Origin of the sequence: Amycolatopsis sp. FDAARGOS 1241 (genome assembly GCF_016889705.1) — a bacterium.
Taxonomy (GTDB): domain Bacteria; phylum Actinomycetota; class Actinomycetes; order Mycobacteriales; family Pseudonocardiaceae; genus Amycolatopsis.
Genome location: NZ_CP069526.1, coordinates 8,965,586 through 8,980,348 on the forward strand (window position 1 = coordinate 8,965,586; position 14,763 = coordinate 8,980,348).

A 14,763-nucleotide genomic window follows, 5' to 3' on the forward strand; every position below is an offset into this window, starting at 1 on the left:
GAATCAGGACGGCAGGTTCGCCGAGACCAGCGGGATCCCGACCTTGATCGCGTCACACGATTTCGAGGTGTCGTCCAAGAATCCACTGACGAGCTGGATCGACGAAGTCGGCGTCACGGCCAGCCCAGCGGCGCAGTTGACGCCGGATTCGTTGAAGTTGGGGAAGAGGGACCAGTGGCGGCCGTTCGCGTCGAGGGTCGAGGTGGGCGGGACGTCCATACCGGGCCACTTCGTCATCGGGGTGCTGGGGCCGAGCCAGACCTCGAAGGGTTTCTGGCCGCGGGTGCCGTCGGTGTCGGGCCACAGGCAGAAAACGCTGTCGGGCACGGAGGTGGAGTTCTGCTTGTCGCCCTGTGCGGCCATTTTCAGCGACGTCGCCTGGTCGGGCTTGAGCAGGGTGCACGGGTCGAGGTTCGAGAGCGGTCCGGTCGGCGGCGCGGCTGAGCTGGACGGCGTGATCGGCGGTGCCGGCTGCCCGCCCGGCAGGTGCGCGGCGACCTGTGGCACGGCCTGCTTCGCGAGCTGACACGACTTCGCGTCGTCGGGGTAGTCCACGCTGACGTAGGCGAACGACTTCGGTCCGAGCGTGGTGTACAGGTCACAGCTGCCCGCGATGAACCCGGCGTAGCGGGTCCACGTGAAGCCACCGATCTGCTCGGGCTGCGACTTCGCGAGGGCACCCTGCAGGTAGTCGTCCTGCGAGAGGTCGACCGACCAGCCGACGCCGAGGATGGCGAGCGTCTCGGTGTCGTCCGCGCTGTTCCACAGGCACGCCGCGGGGGTTTGCTGTTTCTCGCTGGCCTTCGACGCCTTGCCGGGCTCGCGGTAGCCGAGCGCGGTCACCTGCTGCTGGTCCAGCAGCGAGCACGCGTCCACGACCCGCTTCACCGGCCCCTGCCCGGGTACCGGCTGCGCCGCGCCGCCGACCCGCACCGTGCAGCCGGCCAGCAGCAGCACCGCGGCGGCGAAAGCGGCGGCCGCGCGCACTCCCCTGAACCCCGTCACGGCTCGCACCCTAGCGGGCCGGACGGGGCCGCACCTGCGAAATCAGCGCTTCAGGGGCTCGAGCACCGCACGCCCACCAACGAACGGCCGCAGCGCCTCGGGCACCAACACCGAGCCGTCCTCCTGCTGGTGGTTCTCGACGATCGCGACGATCCAGCGCGTGGTGGCCAGCGTGCCGTTGAGCGTCGCGGCGATCTGCGGCTTGCCGTTGTCGTCGCGGTAGCGCACGGACAGTCGCCGGGCCTGGAACGTGGTGCAGTTGGAGGTCGACGTCAGCTCGCGGTAGGTCTCCTGCGTCGGCACCCAGGCCTCGCAGTCGAACTTGCGGTAGGCCGACGTGCCGAGGTCACCCGTCGCCGTGTCGATGACGCGGTAGGGCACCTCGATCTTGGCGAGCATCTGCTCTTCCCAGCCGAGGAGCCGCTGGTGCTCGGCCTCCGCGTCGCCGGGCTTCGCGTAGACGAACATCTCGACCTTGTCGAACTGGTGCACGCGGATGATGCCGCGCGTGTCCTTGCCGTACGAGCCGGCCTCGCGGCGGTAGCACGACGACCAGCCGGCGTAGCGGCGGGCGCCGTCGCCGAGGTCCAGGATCTCGTCGGCGTGGAAGCCCGCGAGCGGGACCTCGGAGGTGCCGACGAGGTACAGGTCGTCGTCGCGCAGGCGGTAGACCTCCGACGCGTGCGCGCCGAGGAAACCGGTGCCGGACATTATCTCCGGGCGCACGAGCGACGGTGTGATCATCGGCGTGAAGCCGTTTTCCAGCGCCTGCGCGATCGCCATGTTGAGCAGCCCGAGCTGCAGCTGCGCGCCGACACCGCTGAGGAAGTAGAAGCGCGAGCCCGAGACCTTGGCGCCGCGCTCCATGTCGACGGCGCCGAGGCCCTCCATCAGCTCGAGGTGGTCGCGCGGCGTGAAGTCGAACTTCGTGGGCTCGCCGACGGTCTTCAGCACGGTGAAGTCGTCTTCGCCGCCGATCGGCGCGTCGGGGTGCACCAGGTTCGGGACGGTGCGGAAGAGCGTGTCGAACTCCTCCGATGCCTCCGTCTGCTCGGCCTCGGCGGCCTTGACCTGGGCGGAGAGCTCCTTCGCGCGCCCGAGCAGCTCGGCCTTCTCCTCGGGAGCGGCCTTCGGGACGAGCTTGCTCACGGACTTCTGCTCGGCCCGCAGCTTGTCGGCTTTGGCGATCGCGGAGCGGCGGCGGGAGTCGAGGCCGAGCAGCTTGTCGACCACTCCTTCGTCCTCGCCACGGGCACGCTGCGACGCGCGCACGACTTCCGGGTCTTCGCGCAGAGTCCTGGGGTCAATCACACCGACAGAGGGTAGTCGCAGGCCAGCCGGTCCTTCGACGCGGTTTCCCCTTGGCCGTCCACGGACAAACTGTGCGGTCGTTCCGCCAGGACGGAGCAGTCTGATCGTTGTCGCCCGATTCGGCCGCTGCACATACTCCGAAGACGCCGACACGGACGGAGAACGACATGACCGACGACCTGCTCGCACGCCACCGAGCGGTGATGCCGACGTGGATGTCGCTGCTCTACGACGAGCCGCTGGAGATCGTGCACGCGCAGGACCGCCGGGTCACCGACTCGACCGGCCGCACCTACCTCGACTTCTTCGCGGGCGTGCTGACCAACGCGATGGGCTACGACATCGCCGAGGTCAGCGACGCCGTGCGCAAGCAGCTCGACACCGGCGTGCTGCACACGTCGACGCTCTACCTGATCCGGTCGCAGGTGGAGCTGGCCGAGAAGATCGCGAAGCTCTCGGGCATCCCCGACGCGAAGGTGTTCTTCACGAACTCCGGCAGCGAGGCCAACGACACCGCGCTGATGCTCGCGACCCAGCACCGCCGCAGCAACCAGGTGCTGGCGATGCGCAACTCCTACCACGGCCGGTCCTTCGGCACGGTCGCGATCACGGGCAACCGCGGCTGGTCCGCGTCGGCGCTCTCACCCGTCAAGGTCAACTACGTGCACGGCGGGTACCGCTACCGCAGCCCCTTCCGCGATCTGTCCGACTCGGCGTACATCGACGCGTGCGTGGCGGACCTGGTGGACGTGCTGGAGATCGCGACCGCCGGCGACGTCGCTTGCCTGATCGCCGAGCCGATCCAGGGCGTCGGCGGGTTTTCGCTGCCGCCCGACGGGCTGTTCAAGGCCATGAAGGAGGTCCTGGACTCCTACGGGATCCTGTTCATCTCCGACGAGGTGCAGACGGGCTGGGGCCGCACCGGCTCGCACTTCTGGGGCATCCAGGCCCACGACGTGGTGCCGGACCTGATGACCTTCGCGAAGGGCTTGGGCAACGGCCTGGCCGTCGGCGGCGTCGTCGGCCGCGGCGATGTGGTGGACGTCTTCAACGCCCAGTCGTTCTCCACGTTCGGCGGCAACCCGGTGTCGATGGCGGGGGCGTCGTCGGTGCTCGACTACATCCGCGACCACGACCTGCAGGCGAACTGCCTGGCACGGGGCACCCAGCTGCTCTCGGGCCTGCGGGCCGCCGCCGCCTCGAACGAGTTCGTCGGCGACGTCCGCGGCAAGGGCCTGATGATCGGTGTCGAACTCGTCGAGCCGGGCACCCTGACGCCTTCGGTGCGCGCCGCCAAGCAGATGCTCGAGGAAACCCGCCGCCGCGGCCTCCTGGTCGGCAAGGGCGGGCTGCACAACAACGTCCTGCGCCTGGGCCCCCCGATGACGCTCACGGAAGCCGAGGCGCAGGAGGGCCTGGACATCCTCGTGGATGCCCTCGCGGCGACCAAGGCCGCGCTCTCGTAGTTCTCCCCGGGCTGTGGACAGCCGGGTGGGTTGTGGACAACCTGCCCTGCTTTGGCTTCACCACGCCGAATTCGTCGCCGCCGGCCGGTAGCGTGGAAAGCGGGGGTACCCCCGCGCCCCGGCCGAGCAACGCCGCACCAACGGACGGCCGAGCCACCGCACCTTCGTCGGCCCGCGCAGCCGGCCCGGCTCAGCGCCGCACGAAGCGCGCGACGTGTTCGGCCAGTTCTTCACCCGCGTCTTCCTGCACGAAGTGGCCCGCGCCGGCGATCACGGGGTGCGAGAGGTCCGCCGCGCCCTTCATCGTGCGCTGCAGGATCGGGCCCATCGCGCCGGTGATCGGGTCGCCGTCCGAGAAGGCCACCAGGAACGGCAGGTCGAGTGACGACAGCGTCTGCCACGCGGCGCGGTTGGCGGCCGAAGCCGGGTTGTCCGGGCGGTACGGCACCAAGCCCGGCATGGCTCGCGGGCCGGCCTTGTACATCTCGTTCGGGAACGGCGCGTCGTAAGCCGCCTTGACGGAATCCGGCAGCACCGAACGGCAACCGGACTGGATGAAGCGGCCGATGTCCAGCACCTGGGCGTTCTCGACGGCCTGGCGGAACGAGTGCCACACCTCGGGCATGTCCTGGTCGCCCGTCGGCAGTCCCGTGTTGGACGCCACGACGCCCGCGAAGCGCGACGGGTTCTCCGCGACCAGGCGCAGACCGATGAGCCCGCCCCAGTCCTGGCCGAAGAGCGTCACGTCGGACAAGCCCAACGCGTCGAAGGCGAAGCCCTTCATCCACGAGACGTGCCGCGCGTACGTGTGGTCCACGATGTCGCCCGGCTTGTCCGAGCGGCCGAACCCGACGAGGTCGGGCGCGATGGCGCGCAGCCCGGCGTCCGCGAGGACCGGCAGCATCTTGCGGTACAGGTACGACCAGCTGGGCTCGCCGTGCAGCAGCAGCACGACCGGTCCGTCGGCCGGGCCGGCTTCGACGTAGCCGACTCTGATCAGGCCACCGTGGGGGTCGGCGAGCTCGGCGTACTGCGGCTCGTGGGGAAAGTCGGGCAGGTCAGCGAACCGGTCTTCCGGCGTCCTGAGCAGTCGCACGGTTCCACGCTAGTGGGAACCGCGCGACGAAGCAGCACTCAGGAGATCCCGACCGCCACCACGAGCCCGAGGCCGAGGTGCGCGGCGGCGACCACGATGCTCGCCGGGGCGAACTTCTCGCTCTCGATCGTCGAGCCGACGTCGATGCGGGTGGCCCACTCGAGCAGCCGCACAGCGATCACCTGCACGATGATGCCGAGCAGGCCGTAGACCAGCGCGGTGATCAGGCCTTCCGTCAGGTCGCTGGCGGAGTTGAAGATCGCGACGACGACGATGAACGCCATCGACAGCAGACCGGACGCGGTCACGATCACGGCGTTCGGGAGGCCGCGCGTGACCAGCTGCGAGAGCTTGCCCGGGGTCGTCCAGTCGATCGCGTAGAAGCCGGCGAACATCAGCAGCAGGCCGACCACGCCGTACAACAGGATGGCGCCGACCCCGCGAAGCAGGTCGGAGCCGAACGTGTCGGACAGCGCAAGGGACGTCGTGATCACAGGGGTCTCCCAGAGCGAGCAGTGCGAAAAGTGCAGATCAGGCGGGGAGGTTGTATCACGACTGCGGAATGCGGTGCGGAACGAAGGCTGCACCGTCGTCGGTGACGAGCCCGCTCGTCTCGCGGATCCCCAGCCCGGCCGAGGAGTCGCCGACGATCCACGCGCCCAGCGCCGGCCGGTAGCCGTCGAACTCGGGCAGCGGGTCGAACGCCTGGTACACGTAACCCTCGGCGCCGTAGACGCCGTCGGTCTGGGTCTCGTAGCCCGTGGCCACGATCTGCACGTTCGCGCCCTCTCGGCCCAGCTTCGGCTTGCGCACGTACTCCGTGAGCAAGCCCGGGTCGTCGGTGAACGCGGGCAGGAGGTTCGGGTGCCCGGGGTAGTTCTCCCACAGCACGGCCAGCAGCGCCTTGTTCGACAGCAGCATCTTCCACAGCGGCTCGACCCACAGCGTGCGCGGCATCGTCTCCACGGCGTAGTGGCCGAACTCCTCGTCGACCACCCACTCCCACGGGTAGAGCTTCACGACCGTGGACATCTGCGCCTCTTCGAGGTCCACGAACCGCTTGAGCACCGGGTCCCAGCCGATCTCCTCGATCGCCAGGCCCACCGTGTCGAGCCCGGCCTCGGCGGCCGTCTCCTGCAGGTACGCGGTGGTCACGTGGTCCTCACCGCTCGGGTCGGCCGACGACCACGTGAAGTGCAGTTCGTTGGACGGCAGCTTGTCCCCGATCTCGCCCCAGCGCTCGACGAGCTTCTCGTGGATGGAGTTCCACTGGTCGTCCTTCTCGAAGACGTCGGTCTTCCAGTGCCACTGCACCACGGACGCTTCGAGCAGCGTCGTCGGCGTGTCGGCGTTGTACTCGAGCAGCTTCGCGGGCGACTTGCCGTCGTAGCGCAGGTCGAAGCGGCCGTAGACGTGCGGGTCCTGCCGCTTCCACGACTCGGCGATGTGCGGCCAGACCCACTCCGGGATGCCGAAGCGCCGGTAACCCTCGGTGGTCACGACGTTGTCGACGGCCTCGAGGCACATCGAGTGCAGGAGCTCGACGTCGGCCTCGAGCGAGAGGACCTCGTCCATGTCGAAGACGTAGTGCACGGACTCGTCCCAGTACGGGCGCGCTTTGCCGGCGCCGTCCCTGGCGGGCGTGCCGTAGACGAGACCCTGGTCCTCGACGATCCGCTGCCAGTCACGGCGCGGCTCTCGCCTGTCCCGGTACACCTACGAGCCCCCGCTCTTGCCGGTGCCGCCGGTCCCGCCGAACGTGCCCGTCTTGCCGCTGATGCCGAACCCACCGCGCTGCACGGTCTTGCCCGACTTGGTCGAAACGTTGGTGTTGCCCGACGGTGCGGTGAAGGTGCCACCGGCCACGCGCTGGCCGATGGTGCCCGTGCCGCCGTAGTTGTAGCGGTAGCTGCCGAGGCCGCTCCCGATCGGGAAGATCCAGAACCCGCCGCTGTAGTGCCCGCCGTGCGACGTGGCGAAGCTCTCGTCGCAGTACTGGTCATTCTGGATCACGCCGTTCGCATCCGTGCACACGGCGGTCTCGTTGGTCGGCTTGGCGACCGTGTAGAACGTCGCGACGAGCCCGGCGAGGCCGACGGTGACGCCGCTGCCGATCAGGATTTTTCGCTTGGTCGCGGCCTTCTGGTCAGCTTTCTGCGCGGCCTCGGCCGCTTCCTGCTCCTCGCGTTCCTGCTGGGCGATCGCCTGCCGGCGCGCTCGCTGCTCGGCCAGCGAGGGCTCGCGGGGCGTCGTGTTCTGGTCCTGGAACCGCATCGAACCGCGCTTCGGCTCCTCAGGCGCGTCCTCGGGCGGCTGGGCCCCGGTGTTGTCGTCCTGCGTCATCCTCGCTCCGTAATCCCCCGACACCGCGAAGTCTGTCTTCCACAGTAACTACCCGGAACGCGCGCGGCTCGCGCGGCGCGGGCATCATGGGTACCGATGTCTCCCGACGCCGAGCGGTTCCGTCCGCCCCTGAACCCCCTGAGCACCCGTGTGGTGATGGCCGGGGTGTTCCTGGGCGCCGTGATCGCGCTCGCACTCAGCGTCACGTTTTCGTGGACCAGCACGCTCCCGGGAGGCGCCGGCGGCGGCGAGGGCAAGCTGACCGCCGCGGCCGAGGAGGCCTTCCACTCGCCGCCGGGCAGCTGCCTGACCTGGACCGCCCCCGACGCGTCCGACGTCAAGAAGGTGGCCTGCACGCAGCCCCACCTGTTCGAGGTGACCGGCCTGGTCGACATCGGCGCGCAGTACAACGCGCAGGCGCCGTTCCCGAACCTCGACCAGTGGCAGCAGATCGCGCAGACGAAGTGCAACGGCGACGTCGCGCCGTACCTCGGGCACCCGCTCGACCCGTACGGCAAACTCACGACCAACCTGCTGCGCCCCACCGCCGCCCAGTGGGCCGACGGCAACCGCCAGCTGCGCTGCGGCCTGCAGTGGGCCGGCCCCGGCGGCGGCCTGCAGCCCACGACCGGGCCGGCGAAGTCGCAGGACCAATCGGCGGTGTGGGACCCGGGCACGTGCCTCGCCCTGGCCGGCAAGGGTGTCGGCGACCCGGTTCCCTGCAGCCGCCCTCACTCGTACGAGATCATCGCCACGATCGACCTGGCCACGCACTTCAAGGACGGCTACCCGAAGCAGGACGACCAGGACTCGTGGCTCGACACCGAGTGCAACAAGGCCGCGGACGACTACACGGGCAAGGCGGACCTGAACGCGAAGAAGCTGACCCTCGGCTGGGACCTGCGCGAGCAGGAGAGCTGGGACGTCGGCTCCACCAAGGTCAACTGCAAGGTCGCGGCCACCCTGTCGGACGGCAGCGGCTTCCAGGCTGTCACCGGCTCCGTCAAGGACAACGCCGGCCAGCCCGACCCCTCGGGCGCACCTTCCGACCAGGGCGGCGGCAAGAGCAGCACGCCGCCGTCGTCCAGCGGGAACCCCTGATCCCCGTGCCGGTCGACATGTCGCTGGCCCGCTTCGAAGAGCTCGTCTCCGAAGCGCTCGACCAGGTGCCCCCGAAGTTCGCCGCCGCGATGGACAACGTGGTCGTGCTGGTCGAGGAGTTCAACGACGAGGCACCTGACATCCTGGGCCTCTACCACGGCATCGCCCTCACCCACCGCACCACCGACTACGGCGGTGTCCTCCCCGACCGCATCTCCATCTACCGCCGCCCGATCCTGCGGATGTGCACCACGGAAGCCGAAGTGGTCGAAGAGGTGCTCATCACCGTCCTCCACGAACTCGGCCACCACTTCGGATTGGACGACGCCCGCCTCCACGAACTCGGCTGGGGCTGAACCGGCGCCACCCGCCAGAACCCCTTGCCAAGCCGGTTCTGGGGCTGCTCTGCCCACACCTCGTCACCGGTGTGGACACACAACTGCGCGCAACCGGCGTGAACGAGCAGGGCGAGCGCACACCACCCGCAACCCGGCGATCCCGCACCACCACTCGCCCGCTCGCAGATGACGAATCGGCTTCAACAGCCGAAGTACTCCATCGAGAGCAGTGCCGCCCTGCTGGTTTGGTGCTGAAATAGCACATCACCCGGCCGCCGGGAGGACGTGATGACCGCGCTCGACACCCCACCCCTACCGGACGACGATCGGCGGACCGAGCACCAGGGGCAAGCAGAACCGGAGTCGGGAGAACCAGACCAGCGACCCCGGAAGTCCCGAAGACCCCTGGTCCTCGCCGCCGTCGCCGGGTTCGCCATCGGCGTCTGCGTGACCGGGCTGCTGTGGGGTCTGTCCGGCCAGCGCGGCGGCGCGAACGTCGACGCCCAGGCCGCCTGTGACTCCTTCTACCGGGCCGGGCGCCTGCCCGACACGACGGGCGGCTACGACCCCGCCGCCTTCACGCGCTTGGCCGACGACGCGGCCCACCGCGTCGAAGCGGCCTACCAGCTGGCGCAGGCCGCGGCCGCGTTCGACGGGAAGTACCAGCCCCTGGCGCAGAGCCTCGGCGGTGTCACCGGCATGGTCTTGTCCGGCCGCTTCGACAGCCGGTCGGGCCAGGCCGACATCGTCCGCACCCAGCAGTTGTGCGCCAGGGGCTAGCAACTCAGCGGGCGGCGGCTCAAGCGCGCCGAACCGTCTTCACCGCCAGCTGGAAGCCCGGGATCTTGTCACCGGCGCACCCCTTACCGGGGTCGGACACGAAGTTCGACGCCGTTTCCTGCGGCAGGTAGATCCGCAGGCCCCGCACGTCCGTCGGCTGGCAGACGGCCGGGTCGAAGTTCAGCACCTGCGCGAACTGGATGTCCGCGGCGGCCGACTGGCCGGGCTGCAGCTTGATCGCTGCCCCCTTCGTGCCCACGCGCGTCGCGGGCAGGCCCACCTGGTGCCCGTCGTCGCCCGTCACGTAGGAGACGCCCGGGAAGCCCTGGATCGTGCACGCCTTGCCGCTCTTGTTCTTGATCAGCAACGGCCGGTAGGTCGACCCCGCGCCCGAGTCGCCCGGGCCGAGGGACAACGTGACGTCGGGCGCCTTGCACAGCCCGTTGGCGACGGGCTGGCCGGTGGCCGGCGCTTCGTCCGAAGAGGACTCCGGCGACGACGTGGCCGTGGCCGTGGGCGCGGACGACGTCGCCGAAGTGCTCGACGACGGGTCAGAGCTGGGGGTGCTGTTCGCGCTCGGCGTGGTCCCGCCGCCGCACGCCGACAACAGCAGGACACCGGACGCGCTCACACCCGCGAGAAAGACCAGAGATTTCCTCGTGCTTACCATTTCCTTCGCCTCCCCGTGCTGGGTAACCACTGTCAAGTGGACGTGCGACCTGTGCACCAGGTTGCGCCCGCACCGTGAACCCTTCACCGATTGGCAGGCGATGATGACGGGCTTTTCTCACCAGGCATGGCAACACACGGCGAAGCTACAACACGCTGTGACCGCCCACCCGTTCAACGAAGAGCTCGCCACCGGCGGTTTGTCGCGCGATCGGTTCAAGTTCTACCTGGTCCAGGATGCGCGTTACCTCGTCGAGTTCGCCCGTGCGCTCGCGGCCGCGGCGGCCAAGGCGCCGGAGCCCGCCGACGTCGCGTTCCTCGCCGGCGCGGCGCGCGAGGCCATCGTCACCGAGCGGGAAATGCACGAGAGCTACTTCGCGCTGTTCGAGCTCTCCGAAAGCGAACTGGCGGCCGTCGAGACGTCGCCGACGTGCCTCGCGTACACGTCGTTCCTGCTGGCCACAGCCCACACGCGCAGCTACGAGGAGCTGCTCGCGGCGCTGCTGCCGTGCTTCTGGGTCTACCAGCACGTGGGCTCCGGCATCCTCGCGCGGCAGTCGCCCGGCGCCGCCAATCCCTACCGTGCGTGGATCGACACCTACGCCGCCGAAGAGTTCGAAGCAACCGTCCGCGAGGCCCGCGACACACTCGACCGGGCCGCTCGCAACGCCGGCGAAGCGACCCGCGAAAAGATGCTCGCCGCTTTCACCCGAGCGTGTGAGTACGAATGGCTCTTCTGGGATTCGGCTTACCACCAGGAAGGCTGGAAGACCGCCACCATGCGCTGAGCTTGCCCGAAGGAACTCAACCACGCCCCGAGATCGCGCCGGTTTCTGGACTGAGCGATGTGCTCGGCCCCTCGGGCCGAGCACATCGGGAGGGAAGAAACCGGATTTCAGCGATCTCGCCGCCTCGGCGAAGCCGAGGCAGACAACGGCGTGTCAACCCACGTGAGGCAGCGCCACGAGCCGTCGGGCTGCGCTTCGAGCTCGACGACGCCGGTGTTGGGGATGAGTGCGCTGCTCGCGAGGTCGGCGGGCACGTTGGCGGCCAGGAATTCCGCGCCGAGGCGGATGGCGCCGCCGTGGCTGACCAGCGCGACGATTCCGTCGGGTGCGGCCGGCTCGTGCTTGGCGCGCAGGTCGTCGGCGGCCCCGACCATGCGGGCGCGCACCTGCTCGCCCGACTCGCCGCCCGGCATCGCCGCGGCGAGATCGCCTTCCGTCCACCGCCGGGCCGTCCGCAGGTAGATCTGGATCGACTCGGCGTCGGTCGCGCCTTCGAGGTCGCCCGCGTCGACCTCCTTCACCCCCTCGATCACCTGCACCTCGAGGCCGAGCGTCTCGGCCAGCGGCGCGGCCGTCTGCTGCGCGCGCGTGGCTTCGGACGCGTACACGGCGACGATGGGCTCGTCCGCGAGCCGGGCCGCCAGCGCTGCCGCCTGCTCCCGGCCGAGCTCGGTGAGCGGGGGGCCGGGCAGGGCCGTGTCGAGCGCGCCGCGCACGTTGCCGTCGGTCTGGCCGTGGCGGATCAGGAACAGCCTCACGCGCCCTCGCCCTTCAGCACGGCGTCGACCCAGGCCTGGGCGTCGACGAACTCCTGGTTGCCCGCGCCCGGCTCGATGGTGGCCGCGACTTGGTCGGCGCGCGGGTGCGAGCCGAGGAAACGCAGGTGGCAGCGGCGGCGCAGCGCGGCCAGTGCGTCGATGATGCGCGGCTCGGCGACGTGCCCTTCGAAGTCGATGAAAAAGCGGTACTCGCCGAAGTTGTTGCGGGTCGGGCGAGCGTCGAGGCGTGTGAGGTTGATGCCGCGGCTCGCCAGTTCGGCGAGCAGCTCGGCCAGCGCGCCCGTGCGGTTGGCGGCCGCCGCGACGATGGACGTGCGGTCGGCGCCCGTCGGCGCGGGCAGCTCGCCGGGACGGCGGACCAGCAGGAACCGCGTCTGGGCGTCCGGCACGTCGACGACACCCGTGGCCAGCTCCTCCAGCGCGTAGTGCTCGATCGCGACCGGGGCCGACACGGCGGCGTCGTACTGGCCCTCCAGCACCCCCACGGCCGCCGACGCCGTGGACGACGAGGCCACCACGGTCGCGCCGGGCAGGTTCGTCTCGAGCCAGTCGCGCACCTGCGCGAGCGCGTGGGGGTGGCTCGCGACCGTGCGGATCTCACCACCGCCCGGGCGCGTCAGCACGCTGAACTGGATGGGCAGGATGGTCTCCGCGACGGCGACCAAGGGATCTCCGTCGCTGAGGCCGTCCAGCGTCGTCGGCACCACGCCCTCGACGGAATTCTCGATCGGTACACACGCCGCGTCGGCCGCGCCTTCGCGCACGGCCTGCAACGCCAGGCGGACGGTCTCGTAGGGGGTCAGGTCCTCGCCCGGCGCGAGCGCACGGGCGGCCTGCTCGGTGAACGTGCCCTGGGGGCCGAAATACGCGATCCGCAACACGCCCGCCAGGCTACTTAGTGCCGGAGTGGCGGTTTTCACTCGGACAGCCACAACGCATACCGGTTACGCCACGTGGCATTTTTTGCCATGCTAGGACCGTGACCGCCGAATCGGGCACACACACCGGGCGCGAGGACGCCGGCTCGCCGGTTTCGTCCCGGACGCCGGAACTGGTGCTGTGCGCCGTCGATGAACCGCTCGCCGCCGCGTGGACCGGTGCCGTCTCCACCCTCAGGACCGAGGTCGGGATGGTTCGGGTGCACCGTGGTTCGGTGCTGGACGTCCTCGCCCAGGCGGTGGTGAGCCCCGCCAACTCCTACGGCTGGATGCGCGGCGGGATCGACGCCGTCTACGCGCGGGCGTTCCCGGGGATCGAGCAAAGCGTCCGCAGCGCAGTTCTGGCTTCATACGGCGGAGAACTGCCCATCGGCGAGTCCGTGGTCGTGCCGACGGGCGAGGCCGAACCGGCGTGGCTCATCAGCGCGCCGACGATGCGCGAGCCGGGCGAACGACTGCCCGCGGACACGGTGCACCCGTACCTCGCCGCGCGGGCGGTGTTCCTGCAATGGCAGCACGGCGTGCTCGAGGAGGGACCGGTGCGCGAGATTGTCCAGACCATTGCGATGCCGGGCCTCGGCACCGGTGTGGGCGGCGTGGACCCGGCGACGTGTGCGCGCCAGGTGGCGGCGGCGTGGGAGGAAGTCTTCGGCCGCCGCCGTGACCCTCGGTGATCGCCGCCCCGGTTGTTCGAACCGCGTGCAAGACATCACAGCGCGTTCACGACCGGTAGGCCCTACCGTTGATGGAGCGTTACTCGCTGAGTAGCGCCCAGTACGGAGCCAGCGCAGGCGACGGCCGAGGAGTGTGCGATGCCACGGGTCCGTGAACTCAGTCCCTACGTCGAGCTTCACCGGGAACAGTGGCGAGAGCTCCGCAGCTCGACCCCCCTGCCCCTCACCGCCGACGAGCTGGTGCGGCTGCGGGGTCTCGGCGAACAAATCGATCTGGCCGAAGTGGCCGACGTCTACCTGCCGCTCTCGCGGCTGATCAACCTGCAGGTCAAAGCCCGGCAACAGCTGTACGAAGCCACCACCACGTTCCTCGGCGAGGACTGCCGCGGGACAAAGGTGCCGTACGTGATCGGCGTCGCCGGCAGCGTCGCGGTCGGCAAGTCGACCACGGCCCGCATCCTGCGCACCCTGCTCGCCCGCTGGCCCGACCACCCGCGCGTGGACCTCGTCACGACCGACGGGTTCCTGTACTCGCGCGACGAGCTCACGCGCCGCGGCCTGATGCACCGCAAGGGCTTCCCAGAGAGCTACGACCGCCGCGCGCTGCTGCGGTTCGTCACCGAGGTCAAGTCGGGGGCCGAACGAGTATCGGCGCCCGTGTACTCGCACCTCGCGTACGACATCCTGCCCGGTCAGGAGCAGGTGGTGGAGCGGCCGGACATCCTCATCATGGAGGGGCTGAACGTGCTGCAGCCCGGCCCGCGCCTGACGGTGTCGGACCTGTTCGACTTCTCGATCTACGTCGACGCGCACACCGACGACATCGAACGCTGGTACGTCGAGCGCTTCCTCAAGCTGCGCCACACGGCGTTCGCGGACCCGGCGTCGCACTTCCACCACTTCGCCGGACTGCCCGACGACGAAGCCCGCGAAGAGGCCCGGCACCTCTGGCGGACGATCAACGAGCCGAACCTCATGGAGAACATCAAGCCGACCCGCCCGCGCGCGACGCTGGTGCTTCGCAAGGACGCCGATCACTCCATCAACCGCGTGCGGCTGCGCAAGCTTTGACGCGCCCGTTCACCCACATAGCCCCCACCAACCTCCGTTCTTCACCCTCCGCCCCGCTACCTCGGCCGATCGGCCACATCTGCGGACGGCTTCGTAACCGGTTGGCCGATACCGGACGAGCCTCGTGAAAGCGACCCTGAACAGAAGGGAAATCGCATCTGACCTGGGAGGAGGCCCCGGTGTTCTCACTAGTCCTCACGTGGGTCGGCGCAGTGCTCGGATTGGCCCTGCTCGTCGCGATGGCCGCCAGCACCTTCCTGGTCGACCTCGACGAAGCCATCCGCGAACGCCGACGCAAGGCAGCCAGCGCGGCCGCCGCCGTCCCGGTGGTCACCAACCAACCACCGCACACGGCGTGACAAAGCCCCAGCCCGGGTGACCGAGCTGGGGCTTTTCCTTGGGAG

At 69.6% G+C, this 14,763-nt stretch carries 17 protein-coding genes; 8 read left to right on the forward strand and 9 right to left on the reverse strand.

All coding sequences use genetic code 11. The annotated features are described in order from the left end of the window. Window positions 1-3: 3 nt before the first annotated feature. On the reverse strand, window positions 4-1,005 hold the full coding sequence (locus tag I6J71_RS43520) for a DUF3558 family protein (protein ID WP_204092177.1): 1,002 nt from the start codon (window positions 1,003-1,005) through the stop codon (window positions 4-6). A 42-nt stretch (window positions 1,006-1,047) separates the two neighbouring features. After that, window positions 1,048-2,316 (reverse strand): serine--tRNA ligase, encoded by a 1,269-nt coding sequence (gene serS / locus I6J71_RS43525; RefSeq protein ID WP_204092178.1) that lies wholly within the window; start codon window positions 2,314-2,316, stop codon window positions 1,048-1,050. 167 nt (window positions 2,317-2,483) lie between these two features. On the opposite strand from serS, the gene I6J71_RS43530 reads away from it, so the two are divergent. Then, entirely contained in the window at window positions 2,484-3,782 is a 1,299-nt protein-coding gene (locus I6J71_RS43530) for an aspartate aminotransferase family protein (protein WP_204092179.1), read from the forward strand. Window positions 3,783-3,972: 190 nt separating this feature from the next. On the opposite strand, the gene I6J71_RS43535 is transcribed toward I6J71_RS43530, so the two are convergent. Genes I6J71_RS43535 through I6J71_RS43550 form a run of 4 tightly spaced genes read right to left on the reverse strand, consistent with a single transcriptional unit; the run spans window position 3,973 to window position 7,152 of the window. Further along, window positions 3,973-4,878, reverse strand: a complete 906-nt coding sequence (locus tag I6J71_RS43535) for a haloalkane dehalogenase (protein WP_204092180.1) — start codon at window positions 4,876-4,878, stop codon at window positions 3,973-3,975. A gap of 38 nt (window positions 4,879-4,916) precedes the next feature. Continuing rightward, entirely contained in the window at window positions 4,917-5,369 is a 453-nt protein-coding gene (locus I6J71_RS43540; RefSeq protein ID WP_204097547.1) for a DUF350 domain-containing protein, read from the reverse strand. A 58-nt stretch (window positions 5,370-5,427) separates the two neighbouring features. Beyond that, window positions 5,428-6,594, reverse strand: a complete 1,167-nt coding sequence (locus I6J71_RS43545; RefSeq protein ID WP_204092181.1) for a glutathionylspermidine synthase family protein — start codon at window positions 6,592-6,594, stop codon at window positions 5,428-5,430. Beyond that, window positions 6,595-7,152: a hypothetical protein gene (locus tag I6J71_RS43550; protein ID WP_204097548.1), complete on the reverse strand. Its 558-nt coding sequence runs from the start codon at window positions 7,150-7,152 to the stop codon at window positions 6,595-6,597. Window positions 7,153-7,317: 165 nt separating this feature from the next. Here I6J71_RS43550 and I6J71_RS43555 point away from each other — a divergent pair, with 165 nt between their 5' ends. The 3 genes from I6J71_RS43555 to I6J71_RS43565 all read left to right on the forward strand — a co-directional run bounded on the left by I6J71_RS43555 (window position 7,318) and on the right by I6J71_RS43565 (window position 9,440). After that, window positions 7,318-8,322 (forward strand): septum formation family protein, encoded by a 1,005-nt coding sequence (locus I6J71_RS43555; RefSeq protein ID WP_204092182.1) that lies wholly within the window; start codon window positions 7,318-7,320, stop codon window positions 8,320-8,322. 5 nt (window positions 8,323-8,327) lie between these two features. Continuing rightward, entirely contained in the window at window positions 8,328-8,678 is a 351-nt protein-coding gene (locus I6J71_RS43560) for a metallopeptidase family protein (RefSeq protein ID WP_204092183.1), read from the forward strand. A 270-nt stretch (window positions 8,679-8,948) separates the two neighbouring features. Next, window positions 8,949-9,440: a hypothetical protein gene (locus I6J71_RS43565; RefSeq protein WP_204092184.1), complete on the forward strand. Its 492-nt coding sequence runs from the start codon at window positions 8,949-8,951 to the stop codon at window positions 9,438-9,440. Window positions 9,441-9,459: 19 nt separating this feature from the next. Here the strand turns inward: I6J71_RS43565 and I6J71_RS43570 are convergent, their stop codons facing one another. Beyond that, window positions 9,460-10,110 carry a DUF4232 domain-containing protein gene (locus tag I6J71_RS43570; RefSeq protein WP_204092185.1) on the reverse strand — a complete coding sequence of 217 codons (651 nt, stop codon included), beginning with the start codon at window positions 10,108-10,110 and terminating at the stop codon, window positions 9,460-9,462. 157 nt (window positions 10,111-10,267) lie between these two features. Between I6J71_RS43570 and tenA the strand changes: the two genes are divergently transcribed. Further along, on the forward strand, window positions 10,268-10,897 hold the full coding sequence (gene tenA, locus I6J71_RS43575; protein WP_239154243.1) for a thiaminase II: 630 nt from the start codon (window positions 10,268-10,270) through the stop codon (window positions 10,895-10,897). Window positions 10,898-11,004: 107 nt separating this feature from the next. Here tenA and I6J71_RS43580 read toward each other — a convergent pair whose 3' ends face one another. Together I6J71_RS43580 and pheA are read right to left on the reverse strand one after the other, a co-directional pair. Continuing rightward, on the reverse strand, window positions 11,005-11,655 hold the full coding sequence (locus tag I6J71_RS43580; RefSeq protein ID WP_204092187.1) for a histidine phosphatase family protein: 651 nt from the start codon (window positions 11,653-11,655) through the stop codon (window positions 11,005-11,007). Next, on the reverse strand, window positions 11,652-12,557 hold the full coding sequence (pheA, locus tag I6J71_RS43585) for a prephenate dehydratase (protein ID WP_204092188.1): 906 nt from the start codon (window positions 12,555-12,557) through the stop codon (window positions 11,652-11,654). The genes I6J71_RS43580 and pheA overlap by 4 nt, the downstream gene beginning before the upstream one ends. Before the next feature lie 98 nt (window positions 12,558-12,655). Between pheA and I6J71_RS43590 the strand changes: the two genes are divergently transcribed. The 3 genes from I6J71_RS43590 (at window position 12,656) to I6J71_RS43600 (ending at window position 14,718) form a co-directional block, all read left to right on the forward strand. Continuing rightward, entirely contained in the window at window positions 12,656-13,288 is a 633-nt protein-coding gene (locus I6J71_RS43590) for a macro domain-containing protein (RefSeq protein ID WP_204092189.1), read from the forward strand. A 138-nt stretch (window positions 13,289-13,426) separates the two neighbouring features. Continuing rightward, window positions 13,427-14,359, forward strand: a complete 933-nt coding sequence (coaA, locus tag I6J71_RS43595; protein WP_204092190.1) for a type I pantothenate kinase — start codon at window positions 13,427-13,429, stop codon at window positions 14,357-14,359. Window positions 14,360-14,538: 179 nt separating this feature from the next. Beyond that, complete coding sequence (locus tag I6J71_RS43600) at window positions 14,539-14,718, forward strand: hypothetical protein (protein ID WP_204092191.1); 180 nt, start codon at window positions 14,539-14,541, stop codon at window positions 14,716-14,718. Window positions 14,719-14,763 lie beyond the last annotated feature (45 nt).